General features: G+C 70.4%; 16 protein-coding genes. 1 reads left to right on the top strand and 15 read right to left on the bottom strand.

The window, feature by feature from the left end:
- Positions 1-11 precede the first annotated feature (11 nt).
- Together ABD808_RS12400 and ABD808_RS12395 are read right to left on the bottom strand one after the other, a co-directional pair.
- The gene (locus ABD808_RS12400) at positions 12-1,820 is read right to left on the bottom strand and encodes a hypothetical protein (RefSeq protein WP_344894737.1); all 1,809 of its coding nucleotides are present in this window, start codon (positions 1,818-1,820) and stop codon (positions 12-14) included.
- Positions 1,821-1,836: 16 nt separating this feature from the next.
- The gene (locus tag ABD808_RS12395) at positions 1,837-3,903 is read right to left on the bottom strand and encodes a primosomal protein N' (protein ID WP_425548914.1); all 2,067 of its coding nucleotides are present in this window, start codon (positions 3,901-3,903) and stop codon (positions 1,837-1,839) included.
- A gap of 133 nt (positions 3,904-4,036) precedes the next feature.
- On the opposite strand from ABD808_RS12395, the gene ABD808_RS12390 reads away from it, so the two are divergent.
- On the top strand, positions 4,037-5,704 hold the full coding sequence (locus tag ABD808_RS12390; RefSeq protein ID WP_344894734.1) for an MFS transporter: 1,668 nt from the start codon (positions 4,037-4,039) through the stop codon (positions 5,702-5,704).
- Between the two features lie 118 nt (positions 5,705-5,822).
- Here ABD808_RS12390 and metK read toward each other — a convergent pair whose 3' ends face one another.
- The 13 genes from metK to pyrR all read right to left on the bottom strand — a co-directional run bounded on the left by metK (position 5,823) and on the right by pyrR (position 20,372).
- Entirely contained in the window at positions 5,823-7,016 is a 1,194-nt protein-coding gene (gene metK, locus ABD808_RS12385; RefSeq protein ID WP_344894730.1) for a methionine adenosyltransferase, read from the bottom strand.
- Positions 7,017-7,167: 151 nt separating this feature from the next.
- On the bottom strand, positions 7,168-8,385 hold the full coding sequence (gene coaBC / locus ABD808_RS12380) for a bifunctional phosphopantothenoylcysteine decarboxylase/phosphopantothenate--cysteine ligase CoaBC (protein WP_344894727.1): 1,218 nt from the start codon (positions 8,383-8,385) through the stop codon (positions 7,168-7,170).
- Positions 8,386-8,437: 52 nt separating this feature from the next.
- Complete coding sequence (gene rpoZ, locus ABD808_RS12375) at positions 8,438-8,692, bottom strand: DNA-directed RNA polymerase subunit omega (protein ID WP_021597645.1); 255 nt, start codon at positions 8,690-8,692, stop codon at positions 8,438-8,440.
- Positions 8,693-8,717: 25 nt separating this feature from the next.
- A complete protein-coding gene (gene gmk / locus ABD808_RS12370) occupies positions 8,718-9,311 on the bottom strand; it encodes a guanylate kinase (RefSeq protein ID WP_344894723.1) in 594 nt (197 codons plus the stop codon).
- A 146-nt stretch (positions 9,312-9,457) separates the two neighbouring features.
- Positions 9,458-9,784, bottom strand: coding sequence for an integration host factor, actinobacterial type (gene mihF / locus ABD808_RS12365; protein WP_026405770.1), 327 nt, complete (start codon positions 9,782-9,784; stop codon positions 9,458-9,460).
- Between the two features lie 724 nt (positions 9,785-10,508).
- Positions 10,509-11,231 carry an orotidine-5'-phosphate decarboxylase gene (gene pyrF, locus ABD808_RS12360; protein ID WP_344894717.1) on the bottom strand — a complete coding sequence of 241 codons (723 nt, stop codon included), beginning with the start codon at positions 11,229-11,231 and terminating at the stop codon, positions 10,509-10,511.
- Positions 11,228-12,208, bottom strand: coding sequence for a dihydroorotate dehydrogenase (locus ABD808_RS12355; protein WP_344894714.1), 981 nt, complete (start codon positions 12,206-12,208; stop codon positions 11,228-11,230). Before ABD808_RS12355 ends, pyrF begins: the two co-directional genes overlap by 4 nt.
- Positions 12,205-13,092: an iron-sulfur cluster-binding protein gene (locus ABD808_RS12350; RefSeq protein WP_344894711.1), complete on the bottom strand. Its 888-nt coding sequence runs from the start codon at positions 13,090-13,092 to the stop codon at positions 12,205-12,207. Before ABD808_RS12350 ends, ABD808_RS12355 begins: the two co-directional genes overlap by 4 nt.
- A gap of 48 nt (positions 13,093-13,140) precedes the next feature.
- A complete protein-coding gene (gene carB, locus ABD808_RS12345) occupies positions 13,141-16,479 on the bottom strand; it encodes a carbamoyl-phosphate synthase large subunit (RefSeq protein ID WP_344894708.1) in 3,339 nt (1,112 codons plus the stop codon).
- Positions 16,479-17,597 (bottom strand): glutamine-hydrolyzing carbamoyl-phosphate synthase small subunit, encoded by a 1,119-nt coding sequence (carA, locus tag ABD808_RS12340; RefSeq protein ID WP_344894705.1) that lies wholly within the window; start codon positions 17,595-17,597, stop codon positions 16,479-16,481. The genes carB and carA overlap by 1 nt, the downstream gene beginning before the upstream one ends.
- On the bottom strand, positions 17,594-18,877 hold the full coding sequence (locus tag ABD808_RS12335) for a dihydroorotase (RefSeq protein ID WP_344894702.1): 1,284 nt from the start codon (positions 18,875-18,877) through the stop codon (positions 17,594-17,596). The genes carA and ABD808_RS12335 overlap by 4 nt, the downstream gene beginning before the upstream one ends.
- A complete protein-coding gene (locus tag ABD808_RS12330; protein ID WP_344894699.1) occupies positions 18,874-19,815 on the bottom strand; it encodes an aspartate carbamoyltransferase catalytic subunit in 942 nt (313 codons plus the stop codon). The genes ABD808_RS12335 and ABD808_RS12330 overlap by 4 nt, the downstream gene beginning before the upstream one ends.
- On the bottom strand, positions 19,812-20,372 hold the full coding sequence (pyrR, locus tag ABD808_RS12325; RefSeq protein ID WP_344894696.1) for a bifunctional pyr operon transcriptional regulator/uracil phosphoribosyltransferase PyrR: 561 nt from the start codon (positions 20,370-20,372) through the stop codon (positions 19,812-19,814). Before pyrR ends, ABD808_RS12330 begins: the two co-directional genes overlap by 4 nt.
- Positions 20,373-20,469: the final 97 nt, after the last annotated feature.

Below are 20,469 nucleotides of genomic sequence, written 5' to 3'. Positions count from 1 at the left end.
CACAATCCGCGTCAGACTCGGCGGGACGCGCCCTGCTCCGCGGACCGCGCCTTGTAGGCGGCGGTACGGGCCGCCTTCGCGGTGGCCCTGTCCGGATGGTGCGCGCCCAGGGCCTCCAGGACGTCGGCCACCCCGGGATGGTCGGTGCGCCACAGGTCGTCGACCATGGTCTTCATCTCCGCCTCCGGCGGCGCGTCGATGAGGGCGGCCTCGACCGCCTCCTCGGGTTCGGCGGTCTCCAACATCCCCGCGACGGTGTCGACGAACACCCACAGGTACTCCTCGTGGGCCAGCTCCCGTCCGGACGGGTCGCCCGCGGCGTTCAGCCAGAGCGCGGCGTAGGGCGACACCAGCGGGTGCTCCTGCGCGGCGCGGACGACGGCCGCCGCCTCGGGGCCGACACGGTGCAGGACGGCGGCGGCCAGGTTGCGCGCGCCGGGACCGCCCGTCCGCATGACGTCCAGGAGGTCGGCGGCGGCGTCCTTGGAATCGTGCCGGGCCAGCCAGCCGTCGATCTCCTCGTCGGCGGCCTCGGGCCGGTACCAGGCGAGCCCCGCGATGAGCTCGGACGCCCGGGCCTCGGCCAGCTCACCGACGACGGGCGCGGTGAACCCGTCCGCGAGCAACAGTTCACGCACGGCCCACACACCCAGCGGCGTCAACGCACGGCCCTTGCCGGACGGCTCGACGATGCCCCATTCCTCCAACGTGGCCAGTTCCAAGTGGAAGGCGTCCGTGACAAGAGCGGGCATGGTCTCCGCGTCGGTGAGGTCGTACGCCTCCACCACGTGGTCGAGCAGCGCACCGACGAGCACCTCGGGCTCGGTGGGCTCCTCCTGCTCGTACAGGTGGATCAGAACGCCCGTCATCTCGTTCTGGACGAGATCGACCGCGTCCAGACCGTCCGCGTAGTCATGCCCGGGGACGACGAGCGCCTCGAACAACGGCAACCAGGCGGCGAGCAAGGCCGCGTCATCATCGGATTCGAGACCGTCCAATGCGGGCCCTGGGGTAGCGGCACCGTTTTCCGCCGTAATGACCTTCGCCTCTATGGCGGCCCACCAGAGCCGTTCCAGTTCGCCCGCGTCCTCCATCCGGCCGTAGCGGCGGGGAACCTCCAGCCCGAGCGCGAGCGCGGCGGCCTGCTCGTCAGCGTCGGTGAGCATGTCGTGTTCGGTGAGGCCACGCTCGCCCGTCCAGCGAGCCAATCCAAGGATGTTCTCCGTCAACCTCGAACGCCGCGCCGCGTCCGCGACATCCGCCTCGGACGCGAGCCAGACCGGCGGAACGACCAGTTCCTCGGCCTGCCGCAGATACCCCTCGGTGCGGGCGTAGCGCTCGTCCTCCGGCAACGCCTCGAAATCACGGATCCAGGCGTCAACGGCCTCTTCGTCATCCAGGGGGACGCCGTCGGCGCGCATCAGTCCACCGATGACCTCCGCGGCGGCCTGCCGCTCCTCGCTGTCCATCTCGGCGACGAGGTCGGAGAACGCGGGCCCGTTCGCGTCGACCTCCTCGGTCAGGTCGGCGGCGACCTCCGGAGACACAGCGCCGGTGTCCCCCAGGTAGGCGACGATCCGGTGGAGGGCGCCCAGAACGGTGGGAACGTCATCGCTCCCCGCGACCACGAGTTCCGGGAACACGTCCAGAAGCAACCGCCGGACCCCCTCCGGGGTCAGCTCTTCCGGCCCGGCCAGGCCCATCTCGTTCCGCAGGAGGTCGAGCAGGATGCGCGCACCCTGCTCGTCCAACGCCTCGCCGCGTTCGCCAGCCCACCGCCGCAGGTCGGTCGCGGTGGTCTCCACCCAGTTGTCGGCCACCCGAGAACCCTATTGGTCAGATCAGCTCCAGGGGGTCGATCTGGACCCGTACAGTTTCCGTCGCCTTCCGCGCACTCCGCACACCCTGCGCTTCCTTCAACGCACGCGCCAACGCGTGGCCACCGTCCCTGGGCACACGGACCAACGCACGCTCCTTCTCCTGCGCATCAGCACCAGGGCCGGACGGGACCGGCACCGGTCCGAGCACCTCGGCGCCCTCCGGCAACCGCACGTCGGCCAGCAGTTCCCGAACAGCGCCCGGCGATGCGGTGAGCGACGCCATCCGTGCGGCAGGCGGAAAACCCACCTCCCTCCGTTCGGCCAGCTCCCGCTCAGCGAACGTGACCGGATCCCACCGAACGAGGGCCTGCACAACGGGCAGCGATCCATCCGCCGCGACCACCACGGGCCCCTGCGGGCGGACGAGCGACGCCGCGTTCATCCAACGCCGCAACGTCTCCTCACCGGCGCGCAGATGGGGACGTCCAAGCAGCACCCAACCGTCCAGCAACAGCGCCGCGCAGTAGCCATCTTCTGCGGGAGGTTCGGCCCCAGGGGTGGCCACTACGAGAGCACGCTCCGACCCCACACGTTCAAGGACCGCGTCACCACCAGAAGTACGCACCGGCACACCGGGGAACGCCCTGCCCAACTCCTCAGCAGTCCGTTTGGCGCCCACCACCAACGCCCGCAGATGAACGAACCCGCATTCAGGACACTTCCAGTCACCCGCGATACGCCCGCACCACCGGCAGTACGGCGCCGCATGGGACGACGGCAACGACAGCGGCCCCTGACAAGCGACGCACTGCGCGGGCGTACGGCAACGGGCGCACGCGACGGCCGGGACGTACCCACGCCGAGGAACCTGCACAAGCACAGGCCCCTCTTCCAAGGCCCGCCGCGCCGCCTCAAAAGCAAGGTTCGGCAGACGCGCGCTACGCGCGGCCGCGTCACGCGCGAGTTGCCCGTCCTCACCCACGTAACGAACACGAGGCATCACAGCCCGGATCTGCGCACGATCGGCCGCGAGAGCATGCGCCCACCCTGACTCCACGAGCTGAGTCGCGTCAGTCGTCCTGGAGAACCCCCCGATAATGGCCGCCGCTCCCGCCCGGTGCGCGCGCAAGGCGAGAACGTCACGGGCGTGCGGGTACGGCGCATGCGGTTCGGCGTGGACGTCGTCCCCGTCATCCCACAACACGACCAGACCGAGGTCAGCGACAGGCGCGAACATGGCGGCACGCGTCCCGACCACGGCACGCGCGGTCCCCCGCAGAAGAGCAAGCCACCTCCGGTACCGCTCAGCAGGGCCGAGCTCGGCCGTCAGAACAACGTGAAGGCCCTCCCCCAGCTCCGTCTTCAGCGCCGCATCGACCCGTGCCGCGTCACGCCCGTCAGCCACCACCACCAAGGCGCCCCGACCGGCTCGAAGTGTCACCGCGACGGCCCGCGCTATGGCCTCCGTCCAACCGGGCCCGGGCAACGCCGTCCACACGGCTCGCGGTGCCCTCCCGTCGGCCAACGCACTCAGAAAGGACGCCCCAGCCGGATATTCACCCCAAACACCCGGGCCACCATCCCCAGACAATTCAGCACCATCAACCACGGCCGCAGGCTCCGCCTCCACGCGAGCATGCCGTGGAGGAACGGCCAACCGAAGCACGTCCGCGAACGTCCCGGCGTAACGATCGGCCACTTCCCGCACCAACGCCGCCACCTCCGGCGTAAGAACCCGCTCCGACGAAGTGACCCGCTCAAGAAAAAGAAGCTTCCCCGCATGGTCGCTCTCAGCGACCCGCTCCAAAACGAACCCGTCGACAAGCTGCCCGGCAAACCGCACCCTCACCCGGCATCCGGGCACAACACCGTCCGACAACTCCGCGGGCACCTGATAATCGAACGGCCGATCCAGATGCGGAAGCGACATGTCGACCGCGACCCGCGCGACGGGAAGCTCATCCGCCGGACGACGCGCCCCCTTCTTCCGGGCCTTACCCGGCTTTTCGGGCTTCTTCGGGGACGTGCGCGGCAGATCGTCCAGCCCCGGGATCTGGTCAGTTCCCGCACCGTCCTTCGTCACGTTCCCGTCCTACCAGATCAACCCGACAGCCCACGGCGCACGCTAGTGTTGATCCGATCAAACGGGGCGCGCCCGTTGGCCCATTGCCCGATTCCCATCGCGCCCTCGCCGTCCGACGAGCCCCGTGCAGGCGATGACCACAGCGCATACTCCAGAGCGGGCGGACGCCCAAGCCCCGACTGGGCCGCCGTCACGTCCCTCCCCGAAGCCTTCCGCCCCCGCCTGGAAGAAGTGGGCGAACCCACGCCACCCGGTGGTCGCGGGCACCGTCACGGCTGCCGTCCTCCATCTGATCTGGGCGCTGTACCTGGCGACGGAGGGCGGCGACCTGGCCGCCCAGGCGGCCTGGACCGACTTCGCCTGGAAGCACCCGGACGCCGCCTACAGCTTCGCCTGGTACGGCGGGATGCACCCCGCCTCCTACAGCGTCATGTCGCCGTACCTGATGGCGTTGTTCGGCATCCGCACGGTGGCCGTCGTGTCCGGCACGCTGTCCGCCGCCCTCACCGGATACCTGCTCAAGCAGTTCAGGGCACCCGTCGCCCTACCCGCGTCGCTGTGGGCCGCGTTCGCGCTGTCCTGCAACTCGGCGTCCGGCCGGGTCACGTTCGGGCTCGGGCTCACGTTCGCCCTCATGGCCGTGATCGTGGCGTTCACCCCGCACGGGACGCCCGCGTTGCGCGCCGCCGGGATGGTCGGCCTCGGGCTGCTGTCCACGCTCTCCAGCCCCGTCGCGGGCCTGTTCCTCATGGTGCTGGCCGCCGCGCTGTTCCTCACCGGCCGCCGCCGCGCCGGGATCTGCATCGCCGCGGGCCCGCCCATCGTCGTCGGGACGACGAGCCTGCTGTTCCCGTTCAGCGGCGTCCAGCCGATCTCCCTCACCGCGATCGTGCTGCCCGCCATCGCGTCCGTCATCGCGATCCTGACCTGCGCGCCACGGGGCTGGACGCTCGTTCGCCTCGGCGCGGGCATCTACCTGCTCGGCATCACGCTGACCTGGCTGATCCCCTCACCGGTCGGCAGCAACGTCGAACGCCTCTCGCTGCTGTTCGGCGGCATGTTCCTGCTGTCGGCCGTCGCGCGCGCGCACGGCCGCGTCCGCATCGCCGTCCTGTCCCTGGCGTTCATCGTCACCGCGTCCTGGCAGGTCGTGAAACCCGTCGACGACCTCATCCACACAGAACCCGCCGACGCCGCCGCAGGCCACGCCAGCGCACTCATCGCCGAACTACAGTCCGTCGGCGCCGAGGACGCCCGCATCGAGGTCGTCCCCCTGCGGTCCCACTGGGAGTCGTCCGGCCTGAGCCGCCACTTCGTCCTCGCCCGGGGCTGGAACCGCCAGGTCGACGCCGAACGCCACAAACTCTTCTACGAGGAAGGCGCCCTCACGGCCACGTCCTACCGCGACTGGCTATACAAGTGGGCGGTGCAGTACGTCGTCCTCCCCGAACAGGAACGAGACTGGTCGGCCCGGGACGAGGCCGCGATCGTCGAGGACGGCCAGCCCTACCTGACCCAGGTCTGGCGGGACGAGCACTGGCGCATCTTCCGCGTCCTCCAGTCCACGCCCCTGGTCGACCGCCCGGCGTCCGTCCACGAGCTCAACTCCGGCGAACTGATCGTCGACATGCCGTCCCCGGGGTCGGTCCTGGTCCGGGTCTACTGGTCCCCCTGGCTCCGCGTCACCGGCGGCGACGCGTGCCTGAGCCGCGCGGGCGACTTCGTCCGCCTCAAGGCCGACAAGGCGGCCCGCTACAAAATAGCGGCGCCCTACAGCCCCCACCGCGGAAACCACTGCTGATTCGGGGACCATCCCTAGCAATGCGTCGCACCGGGTACACACGTCGAGCGCGCACCGGAAACCAGGAACGCCGTGCCCCCGCGAAGGCGGGGACACGGCGACCAGAGTTAGCGGACTGCTACAAACCGGCGGCGGCGGCCAGGGCCTCGGCGCGGTCGGTGGACTCCCAGGAGAAGTCCGGCTCCTGACGGCCGAAGTGGCCGTAGGCGGCGGTCTTCTGGTAGATCGGACGCAGGAGGTCGAGGTCGCGGACGATCGCGGCCGGGCGGAGGTCGAAGACGTCCTCGATGGCCTTCTCGATCTTCTCGGGGGCGACCTTCTCGGTGCCGAAGGTCTCCACGAAGACGCCGACCGGGTGGGCCTTGCCGATGGCGTAGGCGACCTGGACCTCGGCGCGGTCGGCGAGGTGCGCGGCGACGATGTTCTTGGCGACCCAGCGCATGGCGTACGCGGCGGACCGGTCGACCTTGGACGGGTCCTTGCCGGAGAAGGCGCCGCCGCCGTGGCGGGCCATACCCCCGTAGGTGTCCACGATGATCTTGCGGCCGGTGAGGCCCGCGTCGCCCATCGGGCCGCCGATCTCGAAGCGGCCGGTCGGGTTGACCAGGAGGCGGTAGCCGTCGATGTCCAGGTCGAACTGGGCGAGCACCGGGTCGACGACGTGCTCCTTGACGTCGGGGGCCAGCAGCTCCTTCAGGTCGATGTCGGGGGCGTGCTGGCTGGACACGACGACGGTGTCGAGGCGGATGCCGCGGTCGCCGTCGTACTCGATGGTGACCTGGGTCTTGCCGTCGGGACGCAGGTAGGGCACGTCGCCGTTCTTGCGGACCGCCGACAGCCGCTGCGCCAGCCGGTGCGCCAGCGTGATCGGCAGCGGCATCAGCTCGGGGGTCTCGTTGGTGGCGTAGCCGAACATCAGGCCCTGGTCGCCCGCGCCCTGCCGGTCGAGGTCGTCGACGCCCTCGCCCTCGCGGGTCTCGTAGGCGTCGTCGACGCCCTGCGCGATGTCGGGCGACTGCGCGCCGATCGACACCGAGACGCCGCAGGAGTGGCCGTCGAAGCCCTTCTTGGACGAGTCGTAGCCGATCTCCAGGATCTTCTCCCGGATCACACCCGGGAGGTCCACGTAGGTCTCGGTGGTGACCTCACCGGCCACGTGCACCTGACCGGTGGTGATCATAGTCTCCACGGCGACCCGGGACTTGGGGTCGTCCTTGAGCATCGAGTCGAGGATCGCGTCGCTGATCTGGTCCGCGATCTTGTCCGGGTGTCCTTCGGTGACCGACTCGGAGGTGAACAGGCGGCGAGACACGTACGGGCACTCCTTGCAGCGGCTGCTGACTGATGTCGCAGGACGGATATGTCTGAAGAGTTCCGGCGAGGGCGCGTCCCCTCGCGCTATTCCTCACGGATGCTAGTTCCCCTGAGATCTTAGAGTCGCAGTCTAGCGGGATCTTCGCTTGTCAGTCCGGCGGGCGGCGGCCCAGCCGTGCGACGACCAGGTCCCAGACGGCGTCGGCGAGGGCCTCCTTGGCGCCGCGCGGCACCTCGGTCTCGGAGCCGTCGGCGCCGAGGACGACGGCCGCGTTGTCGGGACGGCCGAACGCGAGGCCGTCGCCGACCTGGTTGACGACGAGGAGGTCGCTGCGTTTGCGGGCGAGTTTGGCGCGGCCGTTCGGCAGCACATCGTGGGTCTCGGCGGCGAAGCCGACGATCACCTGGCCCGGACGCCGGGTCTCGCCCAGTTCGGCGAGGATGTCGGGGTTCTTGACCAGGCGGATCGGCTCGGGTTCCGCGTCCACCTTCTTGATCTTGCTTTCCCGGTAGTCGGCGGGACGGAAGTCGGCGACGGCGGCGGCCATGACGACCGCGTCGGCGGTGGCGGCGGCGTCCAGGACGGCGGCACGCAACTCGGTCGCGGACCCGACGGGGACGACCTCGGCGCCCGCCGGGTCGGGCAGCGCGACGTTCGCGGCGACGAGCGTCACGCGCGCGCCGCGGGCCACGGCCGTCCGGGCGAGCGCGTGGCCCTGGAGGCCGGACGAGCGGTTCCCGAGGAAGCGGACGGGGTCGAGGGCCTCCCGGGTCCCGCCCGCGGAGACGACGACGTGCCGTCCGGCGAGGTCGGGGGCCGTGGCGCCGCGGGCCAGGACGCGCCGGGCGACCTCGAACAGTTCGGCGGGGTCGGGCAGCCGCCCCGGGCCGGTGTCCTTGCCGGTGAGCCGTCCGGAGGCCGGTTCGACGACGACGGCCCCACGGGACCGCAGCGTCGCGACGTTCGCGCGGGTGGCGGGGTGCTCCCACATCTCGGTGTGCATCGCGGGCGCGAACACGACGGGGCACCGCGCGGTGAGCAGGGTGTTGGTGAGCAGGTCGTCCGCGAGGCCCTGCGCCGCCCGGGCGAGCAGGTCGGCGGTGGCCGGGGCGACGAACACCAGGTCGGCGTTCTGTCCGAGCCGGACGTGCGGGACGTCGGCGACACCGTCCCACACCCGGGTGAAGACCGGTCTGCCGGACAGCGCGGCCCAGGTCGGCTCTCCCACGAAGCGGAGCGCGTCGTCGGTCGGGACGACGGTGACGTCGTGCCCGGACTCGGTGAGCCGCCGGAGCAGCTCGCACACCTTGTACGCGGCGATTCCGGCGCTCACACCCAGGACGACACGCGGCTTCGGGGAGGTCATGCGATCACTGTCGCATCCCGCGACCGGCGCGCGGGCGCCGGGGTGGTCTCGCTCAGCCCTCGATGGGCTCGGCGTTCAGGAGGCCCTCGCGTGTCTCGCGCAGGGCGATCGACAGCGGCTTCTCCTGGACCTGCGTCTCGACGAGCGGGCCGACGTACTCGAGCAGGCCCTCGCCCAGCTGGGCGTAGTAGGCGTTGATCTGCCGGGCGCGCTTGGCCGCGATGCTCACGAGGCCGTACTTGGTGTCGACGACTTCGAGCAGCTCGTCGATCGACGGGTTGGTGATGCCCTCATTGCTGGCTGCCACTCGGTGGCCTTCCACTAGAACCGGGCTATTGAACAACCATCAAGGTTACCAGCTCATCGCACACGTCCTGGACGGACGTGTTGACGAGCGTCAGGTCGAACTCGCTCTCGGCGGCGAGCTCCACGCGGGCGGCGTCGAGGCGGCGTTCGATGACTTCGGGGGCCTCGGTGCCGCGTCCGGTGAGCCGCCGGACGAGCTCCTCCCAGGTGGGAGGGGCGAGGAACACCAGGCGCGCGTCCGGCATGGATCGCCGGACCTGGCGGGCGCCCTGGAGGTCGATCTCCAGGAGCACCGGCTCGCCGCGGGCGAGCCGCTCCTCGACGGGCCGACGCGGGGTTCCGTAGCGGTTGCCCGCGAACTCGGCCCATTCGAGGAGCTCCCCTCCGGCGACGAGCCGGTCGAAACCGGCGTCGTCGACGAAGAAGTACTGCACACCGTGGGTTTCACCCGGCCGGGGGGACCGGGTGGTCACCGAGACCGACAGCCACACCCGGGGGTGTGATCGCCGGATCTCGGCGACGACCGTGCTCTTGCCGACGCCCGACGGCCCGGAGAGGACCGTCAGCCGCCGCATGAGCTGGCCATGCGATTCGGAGCCATCCGGCGCGGAGAGGACCATGTCACCCAGCCTGTCCGCGTACACACGGCCAGGAGGACGAACGGTACTCGCCTGGTGCGCCGGAGCCGGACGAGATGGCGCCGGACCCGGGTCGCCCCGGTCCGGCCGCGGCGGCCAGGCCGCCGCGCCCGCCCGTGAGTCGTGCGTCAGCGGTTCGCACTTCCGCCGAACTCACGCTCCAGGGATGCGCGCTGGTTGGCGCCGAGACCCCGCACACGGCGGGATTCGGCGATGCCCAGACGCTCCATGATCTGCTTCGCACGAACCTTGCCCACGCCGGGCAGTGATTCAAGAAGGGCCGACACCTTCATCTTTCCGATGACGTCGTCGGACTGACCCTCTTTGAGAACCTCGGCGAGCGAGGTTCCCCCGTGCTTGAGCCGATTCTTAACCTCGGCCCGCTCCTTGCGAGCCTTGGCAGCCTTCTCCAAGGCTGCGGCGCGCTGTTCGGGGGTTAGGGGCGGAAGAGCCACGCCGGGTCACCTCAGGTTTCCACTCGACGGAGTCGGACGGGTTGGGAAACTAGCGAGTTCACCGCCGATTAGGCAACGTGAAAGGCCGTTTAGCCCGCCACAAATTCATGAAAATCACTCTTCGGAGTGTCCTGAATACAGAGTGTACACAACTTGAGCCCGCTGGGGGCGCATCCCCTTGCCTTGCTGGGACTTTCGCATGATCGTGAAAATCCCCCCGTTCTGACCCCATATGCGGCACTAGATACCGGGTTCCAGGCGCCCTTCGGCGCCCGAAAGAGACCGCGTCGCCATGATCCCCGGCGACTCGTCCGGACGCCCGATCCCCCGCCGCCGCACGCTTCCGTGAGCTTCCCCACAACCACTCCCGACCGAGTGACGCTCATCACGCCGTGCCGTTCCGCACGTCGCGGCGGCACCGCAACTGCCATCCTCGACAAGACGCCACCCCGCCAAGCTCGCTCTCCCCCTCCCCGGAGGCACCACCGACGCACCAGCTCCCGGCCCTCCCCCAGGGCTTCCCATGAACGCGGAATCACGGTCCACCACACCAGAGACGCGCCCGGCATGAATCGCCACTCCGCGTGAACGAGTTGCTCGTTCGGTACGTATGCCAATGCGGAACACTCCGCCCCGCATTCGCACGCGACTAAAGCCACAAAGTGCGACCGCTGTTTATTGGCACGCCTATGGTCCGACTCGCGCCGCGATCAGGATGTCGCGATCAGGTTCTCGCGAGGTTCCCGGCAATCCGCGCGGCCGCCGCGCCGGGGTCTTCGGCCGCGGTGACGGGGCGGCCGATGACCAGGAGGTCGGCGCCCGCGGCCAGCGCCTCCTCGGGGGTGGCCACGCGGGCCTGGTCCTGGGTGGCGGCGCCCGCCGGACGGACGCCGGGGGTGATCAGCGCGATGTCCGGGCCGACCTCGGCGCGGACGGCGGCGACCTCCCGGGGGGAGCAGACCAGGGCCCGGGCGCCCGCCTCGACGGCCAGGACGGCCAGGCGGCGGACGGCGTCCGGCGCGGGGCCCGTGAGCCCGACGGCGGCGAGATCGGCCTCCGTGAGCGACGTCAGGACCGTCACGGCGGCGATCTTGGTGTCGGGGGCGGCCTCGACGGCGGCGCGGATCATGGCCGGGCCGCCGGTGGCGTGGACGGTCAGATAGGCGGGCTTGAGGCGGGCGACGGCGCGGGCGGCGCCGCGCACGGTGGCGGGGATGTCGTGGAGCTTGAGGTCCAGGAAGACGTCGACGCCATTCGCGCCCCGGACGCCATTCGCGCCCCGGACACCGCTCGCGCCCCGGACGCCGTCGACGGCGTCCGGGCCGTACCGCAGGTAGAGCTCAAGGCCGACCTTGACGGTGGAGACGTGCGGGGCGACCTGGGCGGCCCAGCGGGCGGCCGTGTCCAGGTCGGGCGCGTCCAGGGCGACGGCGATGGGGGCGGTCACGTTCTCTCCTCCACGGGTTCTTCGGGGCGCACCTGGGGCGGGACGTACCCGGCGGGCTTGTGCGCGAGGCCGACGGCATCGGCGAGGCGGGCGATGCCGCGGGCCGCGAGGGCCTCGTCGAGTTCGCGCAGGACGCGGGGGCCCGCCGCGGGGTCGTGGAAGACGGCGGTGCCGACGGCGACCGCGGAGGCCCCGGCCAGGATGAACTCCAGGGCGTCCAGGCCGGTCGCGACGCCGCCGACGCCGATGATGGGCGTGCTGGGCAGCGCCGCGTGCACCTGGTAGACGCAGCGGACCGCCACGGGCCGGATGGCGGGCCCCGACAGGCCGCCCGAGACACCGCTGAGGGCGGGCCTGAGCGTGTGCGGGTCGATCGCCATGGCCTCCATCGTGTTGATCAACGTGAGGCCGTCGGCACCGGCGTCGACGCAGGCCAGGGCGATGGTCACGATGTCGGTCACGTCGGGCGCGAGCTTGGCGAAGATGGGGGTGCCGGGACGCGCCTGGGCCCGGACGGCGCGGACGACGGACGCGGCGGCCGCCGGGTGCCAGCCGAACATGCGGCCGCGGTCCTCGACGTTCGGGCAGGCGATGTTCACCTCGATCGCGGCGACGCCCGGGACGTTGCGCAGCCGCCGCGCCAGATCGCCGTACTCCTGGACGCTGCTGCCCGCCACGGACACGATCGTGCGGACGTCGTTCTCGATGAGCCACGGCAGCTCGTGTTCGAGAAAAGTTTCGATGCCGGGCCCCGGTAGGCCCATTGCGGTCAGAAGACCACTGGGGGTTTCGGACACGCGAGGAGTGGGCCGTCCGGCGCGCGCTTGGGGCATCACGGAGGTCGTGACGAACGCTCCGAGACGGGTCAGATCGAAGAACGGGGCGAGTTCGCGTCCCGTCCCACCGCACCCGGACGCCGTCATGACGGGGTTGGGCAGTTCGAGTGGGCCGAGCGTGGTCCTGAGCCGGTCGCTCACAGGGAGCCCCCCTCAGTGACGTTCAGGACGCGCGGCGCGCCGAGCGCGTCGAACGGGATGGTGCCGAGGTCGCCCCAGCGGACGAGGTCGCCGCGCAGAACGGGTCCGTCCGCGCATGCGCGGACCATCCGGGTGACGCCGTCCTCCCCGTGGACGGGCAGCATGCACGTCATGCACACGCCGATGCCGCACGCGCCCGTCCGCTGGAGGAACTCCTCGACCGAGACCTGGGACGGCAGTCCGAAGTCGGTGGCGACCTGGGTGACGGAACGCAGCAGGTCGGTCGGGCCGCAGCCGTAGACGACGTCGGCGCCGGTCTCGTCGATGACGCCGGGCAGGACGTCCCGGACGGTGCCCTTCTCCCCCATCGACCCGTCGCCGGTGGCGACGGTGGAGCTGTCGCCTATGCGGAGCGCCATGCGGGAACCGAACACCTGCTTGGCGGACGGCCCGCCCAACACGAAGTGCACCTGGCACCCGCGCCGCAGCAACGTGTCAGCAAGCGCGAAGACGGCCGCGCCCCCAGGCCCGCCACCGACGAGAACGCAGGTGACTGGGTCACGGGGCAGACGGAACGGGCGTCCGAGCGGCCCAAGGAGGTCGATCTGGTCGCGGGAGCGGCGTCCCGCGAGCCAGGCGGTCCCCGGTTCGGTGTCGGCGAACACCAACTCGACGGTGCCGCCGTAGTCCGACTTGACCTCGTGGACCCCGAAACAGCGGCGGATCAGCCGGGACGTGTGCTCGCCGCCCACCGCGAGGGCCACGAACTGCCCCGGCCTGAACCGTTCGGCGATGGCCGGGGCCACCAGCGTCACCGCGTGGTAGTCCTGCACCTGGCGGACCGTCAGAACCGTCGCCGACGTCTGCACCGGTGTGTCGGACACCCGTCTCCCTCTCGTCGTCGCGTACGCCGCGCCCCCGGAACGGCCCGGCTACCGCCCGCCCGCGCGCCCGTGCGCGCCGCTGAGCAGCTCGGCGTGCTCCTGGAGGGAGCGGACGCCGACCTGGCCCCCGGCGACGGCCTCGATGCCCTGCACGGCCGCCGCGAGGCCCTGGACGGTCGTCACGCACGGTACGCCCCGCAGCACGGCCGCGGTACGGATCTCGTACCCGTCGAGCCGGGGCCCGGACTGGCCGGGGCTGCCGAAGGGGGTGTTGACGATGAGGTCGACCTCGCCGTCCAGGACACGCCGCACGATCGTGGGTTCGCCGGACGGGCCGGGCCCCTCGCTGTGCTTGCGCACGATCTTGGCACGCACGCCGTTGCGGCGCAGGACCTCGGCGGTCCCTTCCGTGGCAAGAATCTCAAAGCCCAGGTCAGCCAGCCGTTTGACGGGGAAGACCATGTGTCGTTTGTCGCGGTTCGCGACGGATACGAAGACACGCCCCTTCGTCGGGAGCGACCCGCCGTAGGCGGCCTGCTGCGACTTGGCGAACGCCGTGCCGAACACCTCGTCGATGCCCATGACCTCGCCGGTGGAGCGCATCTCGGGGCCGAGGACGATGTCGACGCCCTGCCCGTTCTCGTTGCGGAACCGGTCGAACGGCAGGACGGCCTCCTTCACCGCGATCGGCGCGTCCAGCGGCAGGGTCCCGCCGTCGCCCGCCTCCGGCAGCAGGCCCTCGGCGCGCAGTTCGGCGATGGTGGCGCCCATCATGACGCGGGCGGCGGCCTTGGCGAGCGGCACGGCCGTCGCCTTGGACACGAACGGGACGGTGCGGGACGCCCGCGGGTTGGCCTCCAGGACGTACAGGACGCCCGCGGAGATCGCGTACTGGACGTTCATCAGCCCGCGCACCCCGACGCCGCGTGCGAGCGCCTCGGTGGCCTCCCGGATGCGGCGGATGTCGTCGTGCCCGAGGGTGATGGGCGGCAGGGCGCACGCCGAGTCGCCGGAGTGGATCCCGGCTTCCTCGATGTGTTCCATGACGCCGCCCAGGTACAGTTCGTCGCCGTCGAACAGGGCGTCCACGTCGATCTCGATGGCCTCGTCCAAGAAGCGGTCGACGAGAACGGGATGTTCGGGGCTCGCCTCCGTGGCGCGGGCCATGTACGACTCCAGCGTGACGTCGTCGTACACGATCTCCATGCCGCGTCCACCGAGAACGTAGGACGGGCGCACCAGCACCGGGTAGCCGATCTCGGCGGCGATCTCCCGGGCGTCCTCGTAGGACATGGCGGTGCCGTGCTTGGGCGCGAGCAGCCCGGCCTTGTGGAGGACACGTCCGAACGCGCCGCGCTCCTCCGCGAGGTGGATGCTCTCCGGCGACGTGCCCACGATCGGGACACCGGCGTCCTTCAGCTTCTGCGCGAGCCCCAGGGGCGTCTGGCCGCCGAGCTGGACGATGACACCCGCGACCTCACCGGACTGCTGCTCCGCGTAGACGACCTCTAGGACGTCCTCCAGCGTGAGGGGTTCGAAGTAGAGCCGGTCGGAAGTGTCGTAGTCGGTGGAGACCGTCTCGGGGTTGCAGTTGACCATCACGGTCTCGTAGCCCGCCTCGGCCAGCGTGAACGAGGCGTGGACGCACGAATAGTCGAATTCGACGCCCTGACCGATGCGGTTGGGCCCGCTACCGAGGATGAGCACCTTCGGCTTGGCGCCGGGCGGTACTTCGGTCTCCTCGTCGTAGGCCGAGTACAGGTACGGGGTCTGCGCCTCGAACTCGGCGGCGCAGGTGTCCACCGTCAGGTACACGGGACGGACGCCGAGCGCGTGCCGCACCTCCCGGACAACCTCCTCCGACAGGCCGCGCAGTTCACCGATCTGCGCGTCGGAGAACCCGTGCCGCTTGGCGCGCAGAAGCTTCTCCTTGGTGAGCGCGTCGTAGGAGGTGCGGATCTCCTGGGCGACCTCGTTGATGGCGACGATCTGGTCCAGGAACCACGGGTCGATGCCGGTCGCCTTGTACAGCTCGTCGATGGTGGCTCCGGCCCAGAGCGCGCGCTGGACGTCCTTCAACCGTCCGTCGTGCGGGCGGCCGGCCGACTCGACCAGGGCCGCCGCGTCGAACTCACCGGACCAGCTGAACGTGGAGCCCTTCTGTTCGAGCGACCGCAGCGCCTTCTGCAACGCCTCGGTGAAGCAGCGTCCGATGGCCATGGCCTCGCCCACGGACTTCATGTGCGTGGTGAGCGTGCCGTCGGCGCCGGGGAACTTCTCGAACGCGAACCGCGGCACCTTCACCACGACGTAGTCGAGCGTGGGCTCGAACGACGCGGGCGTCTCGCGGGTGATGTCGTTCGGGATCTCGTCGAGCGTGTACCCGATCGCCAGCTTCGCCGCGATCTTGGCGATGGGGAAGCCGGTGGCCTTGGACGCCAGCGCCGACGACCGCGACACCCGCGGGTTCATCTCGATGACGATCATGCGCCCGGTGCCGGGGTGCACGGCGAACTGGATGTTGCAGCCGCCGGTGTCGACGCCGACCTCGCGGATCACGGCGATCGCGACGTCCCGCATGTTCTGGTACTCGCGGTCGGTCAGGGTCAGCGCGGGCGCGACGGTGATCGAGTCGCCGGTGTGCACGCCCATCGGGTCGAGGTTCTCGATCGAGCACACGATCACCACGTTGTCGTGGCGGTCGCGCATGACCTCCAGCTCGTACTCCTTCCAGCCGAGGATCGACTCCTCCAGGAGCACCTCGCTGGTCGGGGACGCGTCGAGCCCGGCGCCCGCGATGCGGCGCAGGCCGTCCTCGTCGTGGGCGAAGCCGGAGCCGCGCCCGCCCATCGTGAACGACGGCCGCACGACGACCGGGTAGCCGAGCCCGTCGGCGGCGGCCAGGCACTCGTCCATCGTGTGGCAGATCACCGACCGGGCGGACTCGGCGTTCAGGCCCTGCTCGCGCGCGACCTTGGCGACGACCTCCTTGAACCTCTCCCGGTTCTCCCCGGCCTGGATCGCGTCCACGTCGGCGCCGATCAGCTCGACCCCGTACCGGTCCAGGACGCCGCCCTCGTAGAGCGCGATGGCGGTGTTCAGGGCCGTCTGGCCGCCGAGCGTGGGCAGCAGCGCGTCCGGTCGCTCCTTGGCGATGATCTTCTCGACGACCTCGGGGGTGATCGGCTCGACATAGGTGGCGTCGGCGAACTCGGGGTCGGTCATGATCGTGGCCGGGTTGCTGTTGACCAGCGTCACCCGCAGCCCCTCGGCCTTGAGGACGCGGCACGCCTGCGTGCCGGAGTAGTCGAACTCGCACGCCTGCCCGATGACGATCGGGCCGGAGCCGATGACCAGGACGGACGTCAGATCTTCACGGCGTGGCATTACCTCGGCCCCTCCATCAGGTCGCAGAAGCGGTCGAAGAGCCCGGAGGCGTCGTGCGGGCCCGCCGCGGCCTCCGGGTGGTACTGGACGCTGAACGCGGGCCGCTCCAGCAGCCTCAGCCCTTCCACGCATCCGTCGTTCAGGTTGACGTGGGTGACCTCGGCCGGGCCGTAGGGGGTGTCGAACGGACCGTCCTTGGGGGCGTCCACGGCGAACCCGTGGTTGTGGGCCGAGACGTCGACCTTGCCCGTCGTCCGATCCTGGACGGGCTGGTTGATCCCCCGGTGGCCGAACCTCAGCTTGTACGTGCCGAGACCCAGCGCGCGACCGAAGATCTGGTTTCCGAAGCAGATACCGAAGAACGGAACTCCCGCGTCGAGGACGCCCTTCAGCGCGTCCACGGCGTAGTCAGCCGCAGCGGGGTCGCCCGGACCGTTGGAGAAGAACACGCCGTCCGGAGCGATGGCGAGAATGTCGCTTGTCGTGCTCGTAGCGGGCAACACATGCACTTCGCAGCCGCGCTCAGACATCCGGTAGGGCGTCATCGCCTTGATACCCAGGTCGACAGCGGCGACGGTGTAGCGCTTCTCCCCCTTCGCGGGAACGACGTACGACTCCGTGGTGGAAACGTCCCGCGCCAGGTCGGCGCCCTCCATCGACGGGGTCTGCCGCACACGTTCCAGTAGGGCCGCCTCACCGGGGGCGACGGCCGCCGTCCCGCTGAAGATGGCCGCACGCATCGCGCCCCTGTCGCGCAGATGCCGCGTCAACGCGCGCGTGCCGGGCACGGCGATACCCACCACACCCTGCTCACGCAACGCGGACCCCAGCGAACCAGTCGCCCGCCAGTTAGACGCCACCCGCGCGGGTTCACGAACCACATAACCCGCCACCTGGATACGACTGGACTCCGGATCCTCGTCGTTGATTCCGGTGTTGCCGATGTGGGGGGACGTCATGGCCACGATCTGGCGCGCGTAAGACGGGTCGGTGAGGGTCTCCTGGTAACCGGTCATCCCGGTGTTGAACACCATCTCGCCGAAGGTCTCCCCCTCGGCCCCGTACGCGACCCCCTGGAAGACCCTGCCGTCTTCCAGAACAAGCAGAGCAGGGTTCACTGAAGCTTTCCTTCCAGGACAGTCGGCTTACCGCGCAGGAACGTGGCGATGACCCGTCCGGGCAGCTCCAAACCCGCGAAGGGCGTGTTGCGGCTCTTGGACGTCATCGCCGACGGGTCCACGGCGCGGCGCGGCGACGGGTCGTACAACGTGATGTTGGCGGGCGAACCGGTCTCCAACCGACGACCCTGCCCGCTGAGACGGCCGATGCGCGCGGGGGCGGCGGACATGCGGTCGGCGACCCCGGCCCAGTCGAGCAACCCCGTCTCGACCATCGCCTCCTGGACGACCGGCAGCGCCGTCTCCAGGCCGATCATGCCCATCGCGGCGACGGCCCACTCGGTCTCCTTCGCCTCCACCGGATGGGGGGCGTGGTCGGTGGCGACGCAGTCGATCGTGCCGTCCGCGAGGGCCTGCCGCAGCGCGGCCACGTCGTCGGCGGTGCGCAGCGGCGGATTCACCTTGAAGATCGGGTCGTAGGACCCGGCGCGGGTGTCGTCCAGCAGCAGATGGTGCGGGGTGACCTCGGCGGTCACCGGGCAGCCCCGGCTCTTCGCCCACCGGATGATCTCCACGGACCCGGCGGTCGACACATGGCAGACGTGCAGCCGCGACCCGACGTGCTGGGCGAGCAGCACGTCCCGGGCGATGATCGCCTCCTCGGCCACGGCGGGCCAGCCGCGCAGCCCGAGCGCCGCCGACATCTCGCCCTCGTTCAGCTGCGCGCCCTCGGTCAACCGCGGCTCCTGCGCGTGCTGCGCGACGACGCCGTCGAACGCCTTCACGTACTCCAGCGCCCTGCGCATGATGACCGCGTCCGACACGCAGTGCCCATCGTCGGAGAACACGCGGACCCTCGCGGCGGAGTCGGCCATGGCGCCAAGCTCCGCGAGCTGCTCGCCCGCGATGCTGCGCGTAACAGCGCCTACTGGGAGGACGTCGCAGTACCCGGCCTCGCGCCCCAGGCGCCACACCTGCTCGACCACACCGGCCGTGTCTGCGACCGGGTCGGTGTTGGCCATCGCGTGGACGGCGGTGTATCCGCCCATCGCGGCGGACTTCGTCCCGGACTCGACGGTCTCCGCGTCCTCGCGGCCGGGTTCACGCAGATGGGTGTGCAGATCGACGAGCCCGGGCAGCGCTATGAGCCCGTCCGCGTCGACGATCTGCGCACCAGCGGCGTCCAACCCGGAACCCACCTCGGCGATGGCACCGTCCCGGACGAGGATGTCGGCGGCGTCCCCGCCACCGATCCGCGCCCCTTTGATGAGAAACGTCACTCGGAGACCTCCTTGCCGATGGCGGGCTCGGAACCCCCGAGCAACAGGTACAGGACGGCCATGCGAGCACTCACACCATTGGCGACCTGCTCGACGATCGTCGAACGGACGGAGTCGGCCACCTCGGCGGCGATCTCGACACCCCGGTTCATGGGGCCGGGATGCATGACGATGGCGTGTTCGGGCAGTTGCGCCATCCGCTCGGCGTCCAACCCGTAACGGCGGCTGTACTCCCGCACGGTCGGGAAGTAGGCGGCGTTCATCCGTTCCTGCTGGACGCGCAGCATCATGATGACGTCGCTCTTGGGCAGGACCCCGTCCAGGTCGTACGACACCGAACACGGCCACGTGTCGATGGCGAGGGGCAGCAGCGTCGGTGGCGCGACCACGGTCACGTCCGCGCCGAGCGTGTCGAGCAACAGCACATTGGACCGCGCGACCCTGCTGTGCAGCACGTCACCCACGATCGTGACTTTGCGACCCTCCAGGTCACCGAGCCGCTTGCGCATGGTGAAGGCGTCCAGGAGGGCCTGCGTCGGATGCTCGTGCGTGCCGTCCCCGGCATTGACCACACTGCCCTGGACCCACCCCGCGAGCCGATGCGGAGCCCCGGAGGCGCCGTGCCTGACGACGACGCCGTCCGCGCCCATCGCCTCCAGCGTCAGCGCGGTGTCCTTCAGGCTCTCGCCCTTGGACACGCTCGACCCCTTCGCCGAGAAATTGATCACATCGGCGGACAGCCGCTTGGCGGCCGCCTCGAACGAGATGCGGGTACGCGTCGAGTCCTCGAAGAACAGGTTCACGACCGTGCGGCCGCGCAGCGTCGGCAGCTTCTTGATGGACCGCCCCGAGACCTGCGCGAGCTCCTCGGCCGTGTCCAGGACGAGCAGCGCGTCGTCCCTGCTCAGGTCGGCGGCGGAGATCAGATGACGGTTCATTCGGCACCCCCCGACGGACCGAGCAGCACGGCGTCGTGCCCGTCGTTCTCGTCCAGCAGCACCTTCACGGTCTCCCGCATCGAGGTCGGCAGGTTCTTGCCCACGTAGTCGGCCCGGATCGGCAACTGCCGGTGCCCACGATCGACGAGCACGGCCAACTGCACGGCACGCGGCCGCCCAAGGTCGTTCAACGCGTCGAGAGCGGCACGGACAGTCCGCCCAGAGAAGAGCACGTCATCAACGAGCACGACGACCCGGTCATCCACGCCCTCAGGCGGCAACTCGGTGCGTCCGAGAGCCCTCGCGGGCCGCAGGCGCAGGTCGTCCCGGTACATGGTCACGTCCAGCGAGCCCCAGGGCACCGGACGGCCCTCGACCTCGCGCAGCGCCCCCGCCAGCCGCTCGGCCAGCGTCACGCCGCGGGTCTGGATCCCGAGCAGCAGGACGTCGTGCCCGCCCTTGGTCCGCTCAAGGATCTCGTGTGCGATACGGGTCAGCGCGCGCCTGATATCGGGACCCTCCAGAACGGCCTTCGACCGTGGGTCACCGTCCGCCACGCGCGCTCCCGCGGGCCGTTCCGGCCTCGAGGCAGCATGCACCGCCAAACCTCCTTTCCCGCCTCACTGGACGGGTCTTAAAGGATGTCTTTGCCTT

Origin of the sequence: Actinomadura meridiana (assembly GCF_039537545.1) — a bacterium.
Classification (GTDB): domain Bacteria; phylum Actinomycetota; class Actinomycetes; order Streptosporangiales; family Streptosporangiaceae; genus Spirillospora; species Spirillospora meridiana.
Note: the sequence above shows the minus strand (reverse complement) of the source record. Positions and strands in the feature narration are given on the sequence as shown.